The 16,576-nt window shown below is 64.0% G+C and carries 17 protein-coding genes; 7 read left to right on the top strand and 10 right to left on the bottom strand.

Annotated elements, in window-relative coordinates; genetic code table 11:
• Nucleotides 1-302: 302 nt before the first annotated feature.
• Nucleotides 303-3,704, top strand: coding sequence for a VCBS domain-containing protein (locus tag BJ6T_RS42600; RefSeq protein WP_080593877.1), 3,402 nt, complete (start codon nucleotides 303-305; stop codon nucleotides 3,702-3,704).
• A gap of 22 nt (nucleotides 3,705-3,726) precedes the next feature.
• Here the strand turns inward: BJ6T_RS42600 and BJ6T_RS18630 are convergent, their stop codons facing one another.
• From BJ6T_RS18630 to fliL, 5 genes are all read right to left on the bottom strand, one after another.
• A complete protein-coding gene (locus tag BJ6T_RS18630; protein WP_028170574.1) occupies nucleotides 3,727-3,924 on the bottom strand; it encodes a hypothetical protein in 198 nt (65 codons plus the stop codon).
• Between the two features lie 663 nt (nucleotides 3,925-4,587).
• Nucleotides 4,588-5,349 carry a MotE family protein gene (locus BJ6T_RS18625; RefSeq protein WP_014494009.1) on the bottom strand — a complete coding sequence of 254 codons (762 nt, stop codon included), beginning with the start codon at nucleotides 5,347-5,349 and terminating at the stop codon, nucleotides 4,588-4,590.
• A 9-nt stretch (nucleotides 5,350-5,358) separates the two neighbouring features.
• On the bottom strand, nucleotides 5,359-5,805 hold the full coding sequence (locus BJ6T_RS18620; protein WP_014494008.1) for a DUF6468 domain-containing protein: 447 nt from the start codon (nucleotides 5,803-5,805) through the stop codon (nucleotides 5,359-5,361).
• Entirely contained in the window at nucleotides 5,802-7,004 is a 1,203-nt protein-coding gene (fliM, locus tag BJ6T_RS18615; RefSeq protein ID WP_014494007.1) for a flagellar motor switch protein FliM, read from the bottom strand. The genes BJ6T_RS18620 and fliM overlap by 4 nt, the downstream gene beginning before the upstream one ends.
• A gap of 19 nt (nucleotides 7,005-7,023) precedes the next feature.
• On the bottom strand, nucleotides 7,024-7,524 hold the full coding sequence (gene fliL / locus BJ6T_RS18610; RefSeq protein ID WP_014494006.1) for a flagellar basal body-associated protein FliL: 501 nt from the start codon (nucleotides 7,522-7,524) through the stop codon (nucleotides 7,024-7,026).
• Nucleotides 7,525-7,905: 381 nt separating this feature from the next.
• On the opposite strand from fliL, the gene flgF reads away from it, so the two are divergent.
• From flgF to flgH, 4 genes are read left to right on the top strand one after another with little or no spacing between them, the layout of a single operon-like run.
• Complete coding sequence (gene flgF / locus BJ6T_RS18605) at nucleotides 7,906-8,667, top strand: flagellar basal-body rod protein FlgF (RefSeq protein WP_014494005.1); 762 nt, start codon at nucleotides 7,906-7,908, stop codon at nucleotides 8,665-8,667.
• Nucleotides 8,668-8,683: 16 nt separating this feature from the next.
• Nucleotides 8,684-9,472: a flagellar basal-body rod protein FlgG gene (gene flgG, locus BJ6T_RS18600; protein ID WP_014494004.1), complete on the top strand. Its 789-nt coding sequence runs from the start codon at nucleotides 8,684-8,686 to the stop codon at nucleotides 9,470-9,472.
• Between the two features lie 10 nt (nucleotides 9,473-9,482).
• Nucleotides 9,483-10,622: a flagellar basal body P-ring formation chaperone FlgA gene (flgA, locus tag BJ6T_RS18595; RefSeq protein WP_014494003.1), complete on the top strand. Its 1,140-nt coding sequence runs from the start codon at nucleotides 9,483-9,485 to the stop codon at nucleotides 10,620-10,622.
• 3 nt (nucleotides 10,623-10,625) lie between these two features.
• Nucleotides 10,626-11,390 carry a flagellar basal body L-ring protein FlgH gene (gene flgH, locus BJ6T_RS18590; RefSeq protein ID WP_014494002.1) on the top strand — a complete coding sequence of 255 codons (765 nt, stop codon included), beginning with the start codon at nucleotides 10,626-10,628 and terminating at the stop codon, nucleotides 11,388-11,390.
• Nucleotides 11,391-11,537: 147 nt separating this feature from the next.
• On the opposite strand, the gene BJ6T_RS18585 is transcribed toward flgH, so the two are convergent.
• A complete protein-coding gene (locus tag BJ6T_RS18585) occupies nucleotides 11,538-12,317 on the bottom strand; it encodes a 2-keto-4-pentenoate hydratase (RefSeq protein WP_014494001.1) in 780 nt (259 codons plus the stop codon).
• Nucleotides 12,318-12,405: 88 nt separating this feature from the next.
• Nucleotides 12,406-13,434 carry an SDR family oxidoreductase gene (locus BJ6T_RS18580; protein WP_014494000.1) on the bottom strand — a complete coding sequence of 343 codons (1,029 nt, stop codon included), beginning with the start codon at nucleotides 13,432-13,434 and terminating at the stop codon, nucleotides 12,406-12,408.
• A gap of 96 nt (nucleotides 13,435-13,530) precedes the next feature.
• Here BJ6T_RS18580 and BJ6T_RS18575 point away from each other — a divergent pair, with 96 nt between their 5' ends.
• Complete coding sequence (locus BJ6T_RS18575; protein ID WP_014493999.1) at nucleotides 13,531-13,929, top strand: winged helix-turn-helix transcriptional regulator; 399 nt, start codon at nucleotides 13,531-13,533, stop codon at nucleotides 13,927-13,929.
• Between the two features lie 297 nt (nucleotides 13,930-14,226).
• Here the strand turns inward: BJ6T_RS18575 and dksA are convergent, their stop codons facing one another.
• Nucleotides 14,227-14,592, bottom strand: coding sequence for an RNA polymerase-binding protein DksA (gene dksA / locus BJ6T_RS18570; RefSeq protein WP_008554760.1), 366 nt, complete (start codon nucleotides 14,590-14,592; stop codon nucleotides 14,227-14,229).
• Between the two features lie 213 nt (nucleotides 14,593-14,805).
• Entirely contained in the window at nucleotides 14,806-15,417 is a 612-nt protein-coding gene (locus BJ6T_RS18565; protein WP_014493998.1) for an NAD(P)-dependent oxidoreductase, read from the bottom strand.
• A gap of 164 nt (nucleotides 15,418-15,581) precedes the next feature.
• Here BJ6T_RS18565 and BJ6T_RS18560 point away from each other — a divergent pair, with 164 nt between their 5' ends.
• Nucleotides 15,582-15,953 (top strand): winged helix-turn-helix transcriptional regulator, encoded by a 372-nt coding sequence (locus BJ6T_RS18560; RefSeq protein WP_014493997.1) that lies wholly within the window; start codon nucleotides 15,582-15,584, stop codon nucleotides 15,951-15,953.
• Nucleotides 15,954-16,110: 157 nt separating this feature from the next.
• Here the strand turns inward: BJ6T_RS18560 and BJ6T_RS18555 are convergent, their stop codons facing one another.
• Nucleotides 16,111-16,524, bottom strand: a complete 414-nt coding sequence (locus BJ6T_RS18555) for a flagellar assembly protein FliX (RefSeq protein WP_014493996.1) — start codon at nucleotides 16,522-16,524, stop codon at nucleotides 16,111-16,113.
• Nucleotides 16,525-16,576: the final 52 nt, after the last annotated feature.

The raw sequence follows: 16,576 nt of genomic DNA, 5'->3' as shown, positions 1-16,576 counted from the left end.
CGACAGCCAAAATGGTTATTCCGGGGTACTCCGAATGGCTGATCGCCGTGTCCAAAAGAGTCACTATCCGCGCCGGGCAATTTCAAACAGCTTTTGGCGCTGAAAGCGGTGCCGTCGGGTGAAACGACAGCAATTCTGCCGTGATCGGCTCGGTGGAATTCTCGGAAACCACGTCTTTTAGCGGGCATGGCTGAGGTTGCCGGCACAAAATTGTTCCCGACCGCGTGACGCGGCAGGCCGGCCAAGATGCGGTGGCATAGGGCGACGCCTGAGGCTGACCGCTCGGCAATCGAGGTTGAAAAATGGCCGTCACGTCCACTGGAGAGCACGGGGACGAGCGCGAAGCCGCTGCCGGCCTGCATCGCCGCGTGAAGACGGCGAAGAGCAATCTTCCTGATGTAACCGCTGTTCAATCTCATGAGCGAGCCTCTGCCGGCCGTTTCGGGATGCTGTCGCTCACGGCATTGCTCTTCTCGATGATCAAAGAGGTCAGGGCCGCAGACCCGAACGCAACGTTCCTGGACGACGATACCATTACGTACAAGGACTTCGCACACGGCGTGTTCGAGCTCACGACCAAGGAACCAATACCGCGGCACATCATCGTCGAGGACCCCGGACAAACGGTCGAGCTGAGCAAGGTCGGCTCAGGGCTTACCGTGAATCAGCTCGACAACAGCCCCACGCGCATGGAGGAGCTGCGGGTGGCCCAGCAGGAGGCGCTCGAAAATTTGTCTAAGGGATTTGGCAAGAACGGGTCCGGCACCCCTCCGTTCGTCGAATCCCTGCCGCTGGAGCCGATCAATTTCATAGCGCCCGCGGGGCCAAACGCGCTGCCACCGTTGCAGCCGATCATCGTCACGGTGCCCGACATCATCACGCCCGTGACGCCCGTGCGGACGCCACCGATCTTGAATGTGCAGGCAGGCCCGCTTGAACTCGACACGATCGCGTTCGACGTCTTCACTGCAACGACGGGAACGTTCAGCGCCAGCAGCTCCAGCGCCGCGCTGACTTTCGGCATCAGCGGAGGCGCTACGGGCGCGACTGCGTTGCAGGGAGCGATCTACGATGTATCGAAGACCAGCTCTTATGGCACGCTTTATCTGAACAGCTCGACTGGCGCCTATGCCTTCGTTCCCGACAGTGGCGCGATCAATGCGCTGAAGACGCCGACCACCGATAGCTTTGTGATCACCGTGTCCGACGGGTCGCTTTCGACTCAACAAGCCTTCACGATCAACATCAACGGGGCCGACGACGCGGCGATCATCTCCGGCACGACGACCGGCACGTCAGTCGAATTGGGCGGCGTCGCCAATGCCGCAGTCGCCAATGCCGCATCCGGCCCCTCTGTCACAACCGGCAAGCTTTCGGATATCGACGTCGACGACCCCGCCAACACTTTCACGGCTGTCAATTCCCCGACGAAGAGTGCACACGGCTACGGCACTTTCACGATGACCGCCGACGGCGTCTGGAGCTACACGCTCGATCAATCCAACAGCGCAGTGCAGGCTCTCAACATCGGCAAGACGCTGACCGACACCTTCACGGTGACCAGCATCGGCGGCACCCCGCAATTGATTACCATCACGATCAATGGCGCCAACGATGCTGCCATCATTTCCGGGGCGACGACCGGCACCGTGACGGAAGCCGCATGTTGGAAGCCCGGGACTCCGATCGCGACCGGCAAGCTTGCAGATGCGGATGTCGACAATACTCCCGACAGCTTCACGCCGGTGACCGAGCCGAGGACGAGCGACCACGGTTACGGCTGCTTCCGGATGACGGCTGACGGCGTCTGGACCTACACGCTCGATAACACCAATTGCGTCGTGCAGGCGCTGAACGCCTGCGACACCCTGACCGATACCTTCACCGTGACCACCATCGACGGCACCGCGCAGGTGGTGACGGTCACCATCCACGGCACGAACGATCCGGCCATCATCCACGGCTGCATCACCGGCTCGGTGACCGAGCCCGATTGCAGGGAACATGGCAAGCCGACGGCGAGCGGCAGACTGACCGACACCGACGTCGACAACGCGCCGAACACATTCACGCCGATCACTTGTGCGACACGGAGCGCGGGCGGCTACGGCACTTTCACGATGACCGCCGCCGGTGTGTGGACCTACACGCTCGACACCACCAACTGTGCCGTGCAGGCGCTTTCTTCCTGCGAGACTTTGACCGACACCTTTGCGGTCACGACCATCGATGGGACGGAACAGACCATAGCTATCACAATCCACGGCGCCGACGATCGCGACCATTTCGGCCACGCGGCGGCTCTCGATGCCGCCGATCCGCCCCACACCGCCGCGCCCCCCGAAGACAATGCGGTTGCGCGAGCTTTTACCGCCGGTCCGACGGTGGCTGCGAGCACCCATGACGCGAACACGGGTGGCATCCGTGTCTCCGCCGAAAGTCCGGATCACGGCAAGATCGGCGCAAGCGGCGGTGGCGACACCTCTCACGACGGACACGAACAGACCCTTCTTGCTGGCGGCTCCAGAGACGATCATTTCGTCTTTGCCTCGACGTCGAATTCCAGTGCAGCGCGCCCTGATATCATCTCCGGCTTCAAGGCAGACTCCGAGCGGAGCGACCTGATGGCACTCGGCGCGCTCACCCTCTCCGTTCTGGCACTCGACCCCTCCAGCACGACGGTGCCCGCACATACGATCGCCTGGCTCTACGACAGCTCGGCGAACCAGACCATCGTTTACGTCAATCCGACGGATCAAAGCCTGAGCATCGGCGATTCCAGTCTGGTGGAAGTCCATCTCGATGGCTTCTCCACCGTCCAGACGTCGGATTTCATGCTCGCGCTGGAAACGTCGAGTCATGCGACGGCAGCCGAGCCGACCAATCTCGAACCGGGCGCGGACAAGGACGCGACCATTAGCCCGACGACGGTGACCAGCCTCTCATCGGGCGAAATCGTCCATGAGCGAACCGTCCTGATCGACGGAGACGGGCCCGGGCAAGCTGCGAAGGCGAGCGGGTGCAGGCTCGATGCCGATTGCGACCGGATTGCCCTCGTCAGGCACACCCAGTTCGTTCAGCCCGACGATACGAACACGCGGTCGGACGCGCCCACCGGCGAGAACGTGGCCTCCGCGGTGAGCCACGTGCAGCCCGTCAACCAGCTTCATCCCACGGCAGTCGCGGAGAATAGGTTCGTATTCGACAAGTTGGCACCGTTCGAGCCCGCTCGGGAGAGTGTGGCCTCCAAGGACAGCGGCCCGGTCGCACCGTCCACGGTCGATCCAAGCATCGAGTCCAGCCCAGACTCCATCGAGACGTCACACCACGAAAATCACCTGCGCGAGCATCATCATGGGGACCCGATAGCCGAGAACGGCCTTCCTCGAGGTGCTTCGGTTCACCTCGGGGACTCATTTCATTTCAAGCAGCACGGCTCTGACGGTTCGGGTGACATTGCGCCCGCGCCCTGGCACGCGGCGGTCGAATCCTACGCCATCAGGGATGGCGCTTTGCATGGCCACCATTCAGAGCTCAGCGCAGGATGGGACGATCCTTCGGACCCGTCCGGTCATCACGAACATGCTGGCGTCGCCCACGGATTCAGGGCGGCGTCGATGCCTGAACCGTCCCCGCCGCATATTGATCCGGTTCACGGCGCAGGCTCAGCTCACGCCCACGTGCCGCACGATCTGATCGTGTGATGTCCGCAGGGCAACCGGATCTTCAGTGCTGTTTTCCAGTGCCATCCGATGCGGCGGAGCTGTCCCGCTCGGGACAAGCATCGTCAGTGTCGCCGTCCTCTTCTTGCGGCGGCAATGCATGCTGATGGTCAAGCGCGGATGTCCAGGCCAACGTCATCGCCGCGATGAGCAGCCGATTGACGGCTTCGATTGCGCGTTCTGCTACGGACGAGTAATTCATGGCTTCCGCCCGCGCGGCTGATTGCCGATGGCGGGAGCCTAGGACGAACTCTCCAGCACCACTGTACTCCAGTTCACAGTTGCACGCGTCAACTCATCGCAGCCTCAGAAGATGCCGCCTGCTTCAGCTGCATCCGCAACGCGAGCCGACGTGCTTCGTGCGGCAAAGTCGTCAAGCTCGCGGCGATCACCCCACTCCCCGGTGCGTTTGATCTGCGTACTTGGTTGCCAAGTGGGCTCGCACAACCTCAGAGGTGTTGCGGTCGATCAACGACTCTGAATCAAATGTGATCATTGCGATGCGAATGCGATTGGTCAACTTTTTTGGGGGAGCAATCAATGAGCGGAGAAGCCAACTGCATTGTATGTAGCCAGGCGAGAACGGTCGTAGCCGTCTTTCCAATCGCGCGGGGCTATGCACTAAAGGTATACGAGTGCTCTTGCTGCCACAGCACCCTTCATCTCGTGACTCGCACGACGAAGGCTGCGCTGATCAGGCAGCACTGCGAGACCCTCCTTCCCGTCGAGAAGCCGCCGAGCGCGACGGGTCCCAGGGTTCAACAGCGGTTCGCGCACTAGACGCGCAAGGCGTCTAGCCGCGTACAGGCCGAACGACCGCGCGATTACGCGCAGGCTGCCGCAGCGCGTCGCGCCTCCGGGGCCCTCAATTCGGCTTTTGCGTCGGCTTGCCGTCGATCTTGGGGAGATCGCCCGCCGCGGCCGATTGATCGCCGCCGCCATTGGCCCGGCGAGCCATCTCGACCGTCAGCCGCTCGGCGGCCTCCGGCGACATCACGCCCATGATGTCCGACATCTTTCGCGGCGCGATCTGCGAGGCGATCTCGATCAGCACGCCCATCTCGAGCCGGTCGAACACCCGTGCGGCGTCCTTGGGCTTCATGCCCTCATACATGGTCACGAGGCCCTTCATGCGCTGGGCTTCGGCGGCCTTCTGCTCGGCCTGGGTCGCGGAGATGCGGGATTCCACCGCCTTCATCTCCTCGACCTTGTTTTCGATGCGCTTCTCGGCCGACTTCAGCAGGCTCTCGCGGATATCGATCTCGCGCTGGCGGGACTCGATCTCCTGGCGGCGTGCCTGCAAGCGTTCCAGGATCGCGCGCTCGGAGGCCGAGACCTGCGGCTGGGCCTCGTCCATCTTGACCACGGTGCCCTCGGGCTTGGTCTCGGGCGCGGCGGGCTTCGGCGCCTCCTTCGGCGCGCCGTGGGTAGAACCCGTGATATCGGGGTCTTCCCGCCCCGTCGGAAAGTTCAGATTCTCCTGCGCCCAGGATTTCTTGATCTGGCTCGGCTGGTAGTCGAAGACATAGCCGCCATTGATCACGAGGCCCACGACCTTGAGCGTGGCGAGCCCCGCGACGGCGACCAGGACGACCGGAATGACGCGGATGTTACGAAAGGATTTCATACCCTGACTTTATGCCGCAAGGCCGTTGGATCGTCGGCGCTCGGAGAAGGCTTCGGCCGCAGCCGCCACCGCTTTCGCCGATGAGGGCTTGGCCGCGGGTACCGCGGCCGTTTCCGGGCTCGCCGCGGGGCGCGCGGCGATCGCGATCTTGGACAGGCGCCGCACGACGTTGTCGGCTTCGCCGAGCTGCTTGTAGAGCTGGTCCGACATCTGCGTCGCCGCCGCCAGCTGGCTGCCGAGGTTCTCGTTGACGTCCCGCACCGCGAGCTTCAGCCCGCCAATCGCGCGCTCGGCGATCTCGGTGGCGGTGATCAGCTCGCCGATGACCGCCTTTAGCGAATGCTCGTCCGCCTTCAGCCGCGTCAGCCGCTTGTTGAGCATGACACAGTAGACGATGGTCAGCATCAGCAGGATAGCCACCAGCGTCTCGATCGCCATTCCCAGGGAGTGGTTCATGGGGCCTCCATCATCTTGTTCTGCTCGTCCACCTTCTCGAACATCGCAAGTGTCGTACTTGGCTTGCGCAGGGGTTTCGTCACCCGTATGGCGACGCGGTCTCCGACCCGGCCCATCCGCCCCTCGGTCAGGGTGACGTCGCCGCAACGCACGGTCACGTTGGCATCCGCACGCATGTCGAGCGGCAGGGTGTCGCCGACCTTGAGCCGCATCAGCTGCTTGAGCGGGATTTCGGCCTCGTAGAGCACGGCATCGACTGCGATCTCGGCCTGGTTGATCTCGGTGGCGAAATGGCCCTCCCAGATCGTGTCGCGGCCGAATTTTTCGCCCATGAACATCTGGAGCAGGACGCCCCGGATCGGCTCGATGGTCGCGTAAGGCAGCAGCAGCTCGATGTTGCCGCCGCGATCTTCCATGTCGATGCGCAGGCGCACCAGGATCGCGGCGTTGGCGGGACGGCTGATCGCGGCGAAACGCGGATTGGTCTCGAGCCGGTCGATCGTGAAGGTCACCGGCGACAGCGGCCGGAACGCCTGCTCGGCGTCGGCCAGCACCACCTCGACCAGCCGCTTGACCAGCTCGGTCTCGATCGTGGTGTAGGGCCGGCCCTCGATGCGGAGCTGGCTCGCGCCGCGGCGGCCGCCGAGCAGCACATCGATCATCGAATAGATCAGGCTGGAATCGACCACCGCCATGCCGAAGTTTTCCCACTCCTCGGCCTTGAACACCGAGAGAACGGCCGGCAGCGGGATCGAGTTCATATAGTCGCCGAAGCGCACCGAGGTGATGCGGTCGAGCGAGACTTCGACGTTGTCGGAGGTGAAATTGCGCAAAGAGGTCGTCAGCAACCGCACCAGGCGGTCGAAGACGATTTCGAGCATCGGCAGACGCTCGTAGGAGACCATCGCTGAATCGATGATCGCGCGAATGCCGGAATGGTCGTCGAGCGTGACGTCGCCGACCGCGAAGCCGAGAAGATTGTCGATCTCCTCCTGTGACAGCACCCGCTCGCCGGAATTCTTGCCGGCGCCGAGATCACGGCTGCCATCCTCGACCATGGCCGCCCATTGCAGGGCCATGGTCTCGGATAGTTCGTTTTCGGCAGCAGCCTTCGCGGCCTCCGCGGGATCCTCGGAATCAAGCGAGGCCTCCCATTGGGCGGCAATTGCATCCTGGTCTGGTTGGTCGGTGCCTGCCATGATCCCTAGCCCGTCATGCTCACTGGATCACGACTTCCTTGAACAGCACCGCGCTGACCTGGATCGGGGCGACCGCCGCGTTGACGCGCTTGGTCAGCTCTTCCTTGAGGCGAAAGACGCCGGCGGACCCGTTGAGGTCGGAGGAGCGCAGCTCGCGCACATAGGTCTGGAAGATGTCGGTCACGCGCGGCATCGTCGGCTTGATCGCCTCGATCTGCTTCTCTTCCTTCAGCTCCAGCACGATCTTGAGCTTCAGATATTGCACGCGCTCACCGGGCGCGCCGGCGAGGTTGACCATGATGTCGGGCACGTCGACGAAGGCCGGCGGCTTCGGCGGTGGCGCCGCCTCGGCGTGATGCTCGTCGTCGCCATGACGGAAGAAGAAGAACCAGGTCGCGGCACCGCCGCCGAGGACGGCGAGCAGGCCGACGGCCATGATGATGAGCTTGAGCTTGTTCTTCGGCGGAGCGGCTTCCGCGCCTTCGGCGGTTGCGCCGCCTTCCGCTTCATTGTCTGCCATGGTCGATAGGCTCGCTCATCTCATAAGGGGTCGAAAGAGCGAAGCCTCCTGGCAGACAGTGACGCGATACAAATGCCCCAGCGCAGTGCGCTCCACTTACACGCAAACGCTACGGTAATAATGGTTAACGGAATCTTTCGATTGGGCCTCCACTAGGAAAAATCTGCCGGGCAAACATGGCTAACAGAACCTTTCTGCCGCCTCCCCGCGCCGCTCAAAAATCAGCAAGCTATTGACATTACACAACTTTATTAGTTGGCACGGCTTTCGCTGAGAGAGGACCGAGGCCGGAGGGTTTGGGAGAACCTGGCGGTCTCGTTCACGGGTCGGCCAAGGCGCTTGGGAGAGCGAGGTGGCAGGCTCACTCAGGGGAGATTTCCGATGCAGAACGCGCTTCTGATCGGCTTGTCACGGCAGATGACGTTGGAACGGCAGATGGATGTCATCGCCAACAACGTCGCCAATGCCAACACCAACGGCTTCAAGGCCGACCATTCGCTGTTCGAGGAGTTTCTCAACTCGAACGCGCGTGAGGACAATTTCATCGCGGCCGACCGCCGGGTCTCCTATGTGCAGGACCGCGGCACCTTCCGCGACGTCGGCCAGGGGCCGATGGAGCCGACCAACAACCCGCTCGACATGGCGATCGACGGCAACGCGTTCTTCGCGGTGCAGGCCAATGGTGGCGAACGCTACACCCGCGACGGCAAGTTCTCGCTCAACAGCACCGGCCAGCTCGTCACCTCCGACGGCAGCCTCGTGCTCGGCACCGGCGGCCCGATCACCTTCCAGCCCACCGACCACGACATCAACGTCGCGCCCGACGGCACCGTCACGGTGCTCGAGGGCACCGCCAAGACCGACTCGATCCGCGGCAAGATCCGCATGGCTGCGTTCGACGATGCGGCGAAGCTGACCAAGCTCGGCGCCAACCTCTACGACGTCGGCTCCGCGACCCCGCAGGCCGCCACCAAGTCGACCGTGCGCCAGGGCTACATCGAGAAGTCCAACGTGAACTCGGTCGGCGAGATGAGCCGCATGGTCGAAGTCATGCGCAGCTACACCGCCATCGCCAACTTGCTCCAGCAGCAGAGCGACCTCCACAAATCGGCGATCGAGAAGCTCGCCGACGTTCCGGCCTGATTAGGGGATCACTGACATGCAAGCGCTCCACACCGCTGCGACCGGAATGGCGGCCCAGGAACTCAACGTCCAGGTCATCTCCAACAACATCGCCAACCTGCGCACCACCGGTTTCAAGAAGCAGACGGCGGCGTTCCAGGACCTGATCTACGAGCACGTCCGCCGCGTCGGCGCGCAGGCCTCGGACCAGGGCACCATCGTGCCTGTCGGCGTCGACATCGGCGGCGGCGTCAAGACCGTCGGCACGCCGCGCAGCATGACGCAGGGCACACTGTCGCAGACCGGCAACGACCTCGACCTCGCGATCTCGGGCGAAGGCTTCTTCAAGATCCTGATGCCCGACGGCACCTTCCAATACACCCGCGACGGCACCTTCCAGATGGACAACCAGGGCCGCGTCGTCACCGCGCAGGGCAACCCGGTGCAACCGACCATCACCATCCCGAACAACGCTTCCGGCCTCGCCGTCAACGAGCAGGGCCAGGTCTCGGTGACGCTGCCGGGTTCGTCGACGTCGGCCGTTCAGGGCCAGATCGGCGTGACCCGCTTCATCAACAAGGCGGGCCTCCAGCCCGTCGGCAACAATCAGTTCGTCGAGACGCCCTCTTCCGGCCCGCCGCAGGACGGCACCGCGAACTCCGAAGGCTACGGCAAGGTCACGCAGGGCAGCCTGGAGCAGGCCAATGTCGACGTCGTCTCGGAGATGAGCGACCTGATCGCCGCGCAGCGCGCCTACGAGATGAACGCCAAGGTCATCAGCGCCGCCGACCAGATGATGCAATCGACCACGGCGTTGTTCCGCTGAGGTGATGACGATGATCCGCGCCACCCTCGCCACGATCTCCGCTCTTCTGCTGCTGGCGCTGCCGGCGCAGGCCGCCGAAGATTTCATCGCAGCGCCGACGCTGCGCGCGAGCGTTACCGTGACCTCGGACGTGGTGCGGGTTGGCGACCTCATCGACAATGCGGGCTCGGCCGCGCTGATCCCGGTCTACCGCTCGCCCGATCTCGGCACCACCGGCGCGCTACCGGTCGCGCATGTGCTGTCGGTGCTGCGCGCAAAGCAGGTGATCGGCGTGATGACCGGCGACATCAAGGAAGTCCAGGTCACCCGCCTCGCCCGCACGCTCGCCAACAAGGACCTCGAAACCGCGGTGGCCTCGGCGCTCGAGCGCCGCTTCGGCCTTGGGGAAGCCGCCAACATCGCCGTCACGTTCGACCGCGGCGTTGCCGACATGCGGCTCGATGCCTCCAACACCGGCGCGCTCCAGCCGGTCGCCACCCGCTATGACGTCCGCAACGGCCGTTTCGACATCGCCTTCGAGATCAACAACGAGAGCAATCCGGCGCCGACCAAGCTGCGCTTCACCGGCACCGCAATCGAGACGGTGGAAGTTGCCGTGCTGACGCGCGACATCGACCGCGCCGATCTCCTGAAGTCCTCCGACATCGCGCTGGAGCGCCGGCCCAAGGCCGAGGTCACCGGCGAGCCCGCCTCGCGCGACCGTAGCATCGGCATGCAGCTGCGCCGGCCGATGCGGGCGGGCATGCCGATCCGCGTCGCCGACATCGTCAAGCCCGACTTCGTGTCGCGCGACCAGAGCGTCACCGTCATCTACCAGGTCCCCGGGATTTACCTCACCACGCGTGGCAAGGCGATCGAGAGCGGCGCCGAGGGCGACACCGTCAGCGTGCTCAACCTGCAGACCAAGCGCACGCTGACCGGCGTGGTCACCGGCCGCGGCCAGGTAACGGTCCAGGGCGCGAGCCAGTCCGCGCCGATGGCGCCCGCGGTCGAGCAGACCTCCTCGCTCAAGCGCGACGAAGCACCCGCACCCGTCGACACTGCAGCTTTGGTCCGAAACCTGGTCCAGCCCCCCGCATCGCAGGCTCAAGTCGCCCAAGCCCAGATCCCTCAAACTCGCGTCCCGCAAGCTCCAGCCAAGTCAGAGTAAGTCATGTCCACGTTCAGTTCGGCTTCCCGTCTTCGTCGCGTCGCGATCTCTGGTCTGCTGCTGGCAGTTTGCGCGCTGGCGAGCGGCTGCTCCTCGATCGACCGCCTGTCGCAGATCGGCGAGCAACCGAAATTGTCGGCAATCGACAATCCGACGACGCAGCCCGGCTACAAGCCGGTGCAGATGCCGATGCCGAAGCCGGAAGTCGCCTCCTACAATCCGAACTCGTTGTGGCGCAACGGCAGCCGCGCCTTCTTCAAGGACCAGCGCGCGACCCATGTCGGCGACCTCCTGACCGTGACCGTGAACATCACCGACAAGGCCAACATCGCCAACGAGACCCAGCGCAGCCGCACCAATTCGGAAAATTCGGGTATCAGCGACTTCATCGGCGCCCAGACGATCACGCAGCCGCTCAAGATCCTGCCCGGCCGCATCCTCACCGCCGATTCCACCGCCGCCAGCGACGGCAAGGGTTCGGTCAATCGCACGGAGGCCTTGCAGACCAACGTCGCCGCGGTCGTGACCCAGGTACTGCCGAACGGCAACCTCGTCGTCGAGGGCAAGCAGGAGATCCGTGTCAACTACGAGATCCGCGAACTCATCGTCGCCGGTATCGTCCGCCCCGAAGACATCCAGAGCGACAACACCATCGATTCCTCCAAGATCGCGCAGGCCCGCATCGCCTATGGCGGCCGCGGCCAGATCATGGACGTGCAGCAGCCGCGCTACGGCCAGCAAGTCATGGACGTGCTGCTGCCCTTCTAAGTCTCTCCCGAGCTCCCACATCGTGTTCGCGAACCTAGGCGCGAACGACGATGTACTACGCGGCCTCCGGTAGCTCCCCTGCCGGAGGCCGCATGTATTTTGTAAAGCTGATTGGGACGACTGACGGCGGGGATTGCCGTAGCAGCCTCACGTAAACTCCGCCTCGACCGTCCCCAGCCCGTCGAGCTCCATCCGCACCTTGTCCCCGGCCTTCAGCCACAGCGTCTTCACCAGGCTCCCCGTCAGCACGAGTTGCCCCGCATGCAGACCCTTGCCTTCGGCGGCGAGGTGGTTGGCGAGCCAGGCGAGCGCGTTGTGGGGATGGTCGAGCACGTCGGCGCCGGTGCCGTGGCTGACCTCTTCGCCATTGACGATGGCGCGGCCCTTGACCGCCTTCAGGTCCGGCACCGACGAGCGCGGCACCGCCTCACCCAGCACGCAGCCGGCGGCGAAGAAATCGTCGGCGATCAACGTCGGCGCGCCCATCGTTTCCCACTTCACATAGCGGTCGTCGACGATCTCGATCGCGGGATGATAGGCCTCGACGGCCTCGCCGACCCATTCGGCCGTGAACGGCGCCTCGCCGGCGGCGAGGTCGCGCTTCAATCGCACCGCGATCTCACACTCGACGCCGACACGGACGTAGTCGGCAGCTGCGAGCTTGGCCCCGCTCTCGTGCACACCCTTCTGGAACACGCTGCCGCCGCAGGGATGCGGGATGCCGATATAGTCCTGCATCACCTGGCTGGTGCAGCCGATCTTATAGCCGACCAGCGGCCCGACTTGCGGCAGCAGCAGATCATGCAGCGCGCGCTGGACCTGATAGCCCTCGGCCTCGTCGGCGGGCGGATGGTCCAGGGCCGCGAGCGGCGCGCGGTTACGGCGCGCGAGCGCAATCGCCTTTGCGGCTTTGAGAATTTTGTCCATCGGCGCCGGCTCCCACGCTACACAATTGAGGTCGGCACTTCAGCATCCCCGCCGGGGCGTGACAAGCGCGGGCCAAAGCAGGGCGCCCTCAGCCCTTGACGAGGCCGAGCCGGATCAGGCTCTCGGCCGTCGCGAGGATCGCCTCGTCGTTCGAACGGGCCCGCCAGCCGAGCAGCGACCTCGCCTTGGCGCTGGTGGAATGCCGAACCCTTCCAAGCATCGGCACGACCGCGCGCAGCAGCGGAATCCGGTTCGCGGCCAGCCGCACCAGCCAGTCCGGGGCCTGGAGCCGCGGAACCCGGCGCGCCCTGGGTCCGAGTTCCCGCCGCAGCACCCTGGCGATATCGAGGATCGACATCGTCTCACCGGAGACCGCGATGAAGCGCTCGCCTTTCGCTTCGGGCGCCATCATCGCGCGCAGGTGCAAATCGGCCACGTCGCGCACGTCGACCACGCCGAAATAGACCCGCGGCACGGCCGGCATGGCGCCGTCGAGCAGCGATTTGACGATCTCGATCGAGCCGGAGAAGTCCGGCCCCAGCACGGGGCCCAAAATGCCGGCGGGATTGACGACGGACAGTTCGAGCCCGCTGCCCTCGCGCGCGATGAAATCCCAGGCCGCCCGCTCAGCCAGCGTCTTGGATTTGATGTAGGGCTGCACGTCGGCACCGTCGAGGTTGGTCCAGTCGGTCTCGTCGAACGGCCTGTCGCGCGACGGATGGCCATAGCCGATCGCGCCCAGCGACGAGGTGACGACGACCCGCCTGACGCCGGCCTCGTGTGCGGCACGCAGCACCCGCAGCGTGCCGTCCCGGGCCGGAATGATCATCTCGTTCTCGTCCTTGGGAACACTGGTCGACAATGGCGAGGCGACATGGAGCACGTAATCGCAGCCGGCGACGGCCTCGCGCCAGCCGTCGTCCGCGGTGAGATCGGCGGTGAAAAAGGACACGCTTTCGGGCGAAACCGCTCCCCCCTCGCGCAGCATCGCCAGCACATCGGCCTGCCGGTCCGGGCGGCGCACCGTGGTCCGCACCTGATGGCCGGCGGCCAGAAGCTGCAGGACGACATGGATGCCGACGAAGCCGGACCCGCCGGTGACCAGAACGGTGCTCATTGCCCAAACTCCCCTCGTTGCGCGAGCCGGCGAATTGGGTTCCGCCACCCTGCTCAAGGTCGCATCTGGTCACTATCTCCCAGGGGAACAAGTAGAATGGATTTCGAGACCGGTATGGAAAACCTGACCAGCGTTTGCGACGGCGATTGCGATTGCAGCCCCGACCCGGCCCTACTCGCCGACTTCAAGCGCGCCATCCATGCACTCGGCGGCAAGTGGAAGCTGGAGATCCTGTTCGCGTTGATGAACGGTGCCGTTCGTTTCGGCGCGTTGCGACGATCGATCGGCGGCATTACCCAGCACATGCTGACCACGCAGCTGCGCGAGCTCGAGCAGGACGGCCTGGTGTCGCGAAGCGTCTTCGCGGAGAAGCCCTTGAGGGTCGAGTACGAGTTGACGGATGCGGCCTACGGCCTGTTGCCGGCGTTTAAGGAAATATTGAGCTGGTCCAGGCTTTATGGCGATGCGCGCCTTGTGGCGTCGCAGCAAGCCTGATTGCAGCCAAGCCTGATTGCAGCGATGTGTGAAGCTGCCGGCTCGGCGCCTCAGCATTCGAGTCGATCTCGTTGATGCGACTCGCAAAACCTCCGGCACCTGAAGTGAAGGCTGTTCCTCATCCGAACTTACGTGAGCTCGGAGGAAGTGACTCTAGCCCATTGATCGCGATTCATTTTTCGCGATCGCGCCTGCGCTGATGCGCATCGCGGCAAGCGGCAGACAAAATGCTGGTCACGGCGCTCAAGCTGCACCGTGAGCCCAAAAATAAAGAGCCGCATCGCTGCGGCTCGGACTCTATTCGTCGCGGTAGACCTTCTCGCGTTTCTCGTGGCGCTCCTGCGCTTCCACCGAGAGCGTTGCGATAGGCCGGGCTTCGAGCCGCTTCAAAGAGATCGGCTCGCCGGTGTCCTCGCAATAGCCGTAGGTGTTGTCCTCGATACGCTGGAGCGCGGCGTCAATCTTGGCGATCAACTTGCGCTGGCGGTCGCGGGCGCGGAGTTCGATGGCGCGGTCGGTTTCGGACGATGCCCGATCGGCGAGATCGGGGTGGTTCACGTTCTCCTCCTGCAGAGCCTGCAGCGTGAGCTTGGACTCTTTGAGGATCTCATCCTTCCAGGCGAGGAGCTTCAAACGGAAGTACTCCTTCTGCCGGTCGTTCATGAAAGGCTCTTTTTCGGTCGGTCGGTAGTTTTTCAACTTTTCCAAGGGCGGCCTATCTGTCTAAGCAACGACTCGCAACGGAAACGGGTCCGTTAAGCCGGGCTTATATAGTGGCCTCATGTGACAGACAATATTTCCCTGATCGTTCGGTTAGCGCCCCCAAGCCCTTGCACAGGAAGGTTTATCCTGGAGAGCCCGGGGGCGGCCGAAGGCCTAGTAACCGACCGTGAAACGCTGCCTTAGATGGGCCGGCCGCTCGATCTCGTCGGCGAGCGCAATGGCGTAGTCGGCGAAGCTGATCCAGCTTTTTCCGTTCGCATCTGCGAGAAGCTGATCGGTCCCGAGCCGGAACTTGCCGGTTCGCTCGCCCTCGATGAAGAGGGCCGACGGCGAGATGAAGGTCCAGTTCATGTCCTTTTCCTGTCGCAGCAGGTCAAGGAAAGCCCCGCCCGCCTCCGCTTCGGCCTTGTATTGGGCAGGAAAACCGGGGGTTGTAACCAGTTTGACGCCGGGAGCGACTTCCAGGCTGCCGGCACCGCCAACAACGAGGTAGCGACCAAGGCCGGACGCCTTCGCCGCGCCGATCAGCTTGAGCGGGTCGCTGGCCAGGAAGTGCACGGAACTCACGGCAACGTCATGCCCCGCCCACAATCTGGCAAGGCCAGCCTGGTCGAGCACGTCGCCCTTCGTGGGCGTGACGTTCGGCAGGGTCGCGATCTTCTCTGGGTTCCGGGCGATCGCCGTGACCGCATGGCCGCGGCGTGACAGTTCCTTGGTGATCTCCGACCCGGCCCGGCCCGAGGCGCCGGCGACTGCGATTTTCATTGATGGTTCCTTTGCTTCTTTTGGTAACTAACAGTTACTAGATATCGCGAAGGATGCTGGTGTTAAGAGAGCACTTTGTGCTTACCTGATTACGCAAGAGTAACCGGGACCCGTCACCGGCGCGCGAGCCGGCAAGGGGCCAAACGGATCGTGAGGAGCCGACGATGAAGCCAGACGTCTATTCAGCGAATTGCCCCACGCGCCAGATCCTCGACCGCGTCGGCGACAAATGGGCGGTGCTGATCCTGCTGCTGCTGCGCGAGGAGTCGATGCGCTTCAATCAGTTGCGCCGAACGATTGAAGGCATTTCGCAGAAGATGTTGAGCCAGGTTCTCAAGTCGCTCGAGCGCGACGGCCTGATCAAGCGTCACGCCATCGCAACCGTGCCGGTGACGGTGGAGTATTCGATCACGCAGCTCGGGGTGACGCTCGCGGCCGCCGTCGATCCCCTGCGCGATTGGGCCGAGCAGAATCTGAAAGACGTGCTCGCCGCCCAGCGCCGCTACGACGCGCAGTTGAAGGACGAAGCGGCGTAGGCACTCTCTCGAGAGTGCGCTGCTCGCCACGCCAAACTCCGCTGTCATGCCCCGGCTTGACCGGGGCATCCAGTACGCCGCGGCCTCGCGATTCAATAACGACTGTCTCTGGAATACTGGGTCGCCTGGTCAAGCCGGGCGACGACAGCCTGCCCGGCTAAGCCTGCCCGGCCTTGGCCAGCTCGACCTCGACGCGCAGCTCGATCTCGGACAGCACGGAATCCAAACCGGGATCGCCCGAGGACGATTTCAGGTTCGCCGCGGCATCGCGCAGCCGCATCACTGTCGAGGCGTCGAGATTGCCGGACAGTAGTCCCATCTTGAGATCGTCGAGCACGTCGAGCGCGGTCCTGCCGCGGGCGACCGAGCGCTTGCGGCGCTCGACCGGATCTTCCTCGATGCCTTGCAGTGCGAGCAGCCCGTCGATGTTCGCGGCGGCCTTCGGTGCGGCAGCGCCCCGCGTCTCCTGCGCCGACGAGGTGTCGGGCAGCACGAAGGTGCCGGAGCTCGTCCGCCTGGCCTGGCTGGCCGGCGTACCAAGCGTGGTGCCGTTCGGTCCGTAGATGCGCATCGCAGGAATCCGGGTGATCGATGCCGTCACCTTCGCCGTCTTATGGTTAACG

Origin of the sequence: Bradyrhizobium japonicum USDA 6 (genome assembly GCF_000284375.1) — a bacterium.
GTDB lineage: Bacteria > Pseudomonadota > Alphaproteobacteria > Rhizobiales > Xanthobacteraceae > Bradyrhizobium > Bradyrhizobium japonicum.
The sequence above is the reverse complement of the archived record's forward strand: the minus strand, read 5'-3'. Positions and strand labels throughout refer to the sequence as shown.

What these genes read in the sequence shown, in the direction of transcription:
- BJ6T_RS42600 (WP_080593877.1), top strand. Translation starts at nt 303, where the DNA reads ATGGCCGTCACGTCCACTGGAGAGCACGGGGACGAGCGCGAAGCCGCT.
- BJ6T_RS18630 (WP_028170574.1), bottom strand. Translation starts at nt 3,924, where the DNA reads ATGAATTACTCGTCCGTAGCAGAACGCGCAATCGAAGCCGTCAATCGG.
- BJ6T_RS18625 (WP_014494009.1), bottom strand. Translation starts at nt 5,349, where the DNA reads ATGAAATCCTTTCGTAACATCCGCGTCATTCCGGTCGTCCTGGTCGCC.
- BJ6T_RS18620 (WP_014494008.1), bottom strand. Translation starts at nt 5,805, where the DNA reads ATGAACCACTCCCTGGGAATGGCGATCGAGACGCTGGTGGCTATCCTG.
- fliM (WP_014494007.1), bottom strand. Translation starts at nt 7,004, where the DNA reads ATGGCAGGCACCGACCAACCAGACCAGGATGCAATTGCCGCCCAATGG.
- fliL (WP_014494006.1), bottom strand. Translation starts at nt 7,524, where the DNA reads ATGGCAGACAATGAAGCGGAAGGCGGCGCAACCGCCGAAGGCGCGGAA.
- flgF (WP_014494005.1), top strand. Translation starts at nt 7,906, where the DNA reads ATGCAGAACGCGCTTCTGATCGGCTTGTCACGGCAGATGACGTTGGAA.
- flgG (WP_014494004.1), top strand. Translation starts at nt 8,684, where the DNA reads ATGCAAGCGCTCCACACCGCTGCGACCGGAATGGCGGCCCAGGAACTC.
- flgA (WP_014494003.1), top strand. Translation starts at nt 9,483, where the DNA reads ATGATCCGCGCCACCCTCGCCACGATCTCCGCTCTTCTGCTGCTGGCG.
- flgH (WP_014494002.1), top strand. Translation starts at nt 10,626, where the DNA reads ATGTCCACGTTCAGTTCGGCTTCCCGTCTTCGTCGCGTCGCGATCTCT.
- BJ6T_RS18585 (WP_014494001.1), bottom strand. Translation starts at nt 12,317, where the DNA reads ATGGACAAAATTCTCAAAGCCGCAAAGGCGATTGCGCTCGCGCGCCGT.
- BJ6T_RS18580 (WP_014494000.1), bottom strand. Translation starts at nt 13,434, where the DNA reads ATGAGCACCGTTCTGGTCACCGGCGGGTCCGGCTTCGTCGGCATCCAT.
- BJ6T_RS18575 (WP_014493999.1), top strand. Translation starts at nt 13,531, where the DNA reads ATGGATTTCGAGACCGGTATGGAAAACCTGACCAGCGTTTGCGACGGC.
- dksA (WP_008554760.1), bottom strand. Translation starts at nt 14,592, where the DNA reads ATGAACGACCGGCAGAAGGAGTACTTCCGTTTGAAGCTCCTCGCCTGG.
- BJ6T_RS18565 (WP_014493998.1), bottom strand. Translation starts at nt 15,417, where the DNA reads ATGAAAATCGCAGTCGCCGGCGCCTCGGGCCGGGCCGGGTCGGAGATC.
- BJ6T_RS18560 (WP_014493997.1), top strand. Translation starts at nt 15,582, where the DNA reads ATGAAGCCAGACGTCTATTCAGCGAATTGCCCCACGCGCCAGATCCTC.
- BJ6T_RS18555 (WP_014493996.1), bottom strand. Translation starts at nt 16,524, where the DNA reads ATGCGCATCTACGGACCGAACGGCACCACGCTTGGTACGCCGGCCAGC.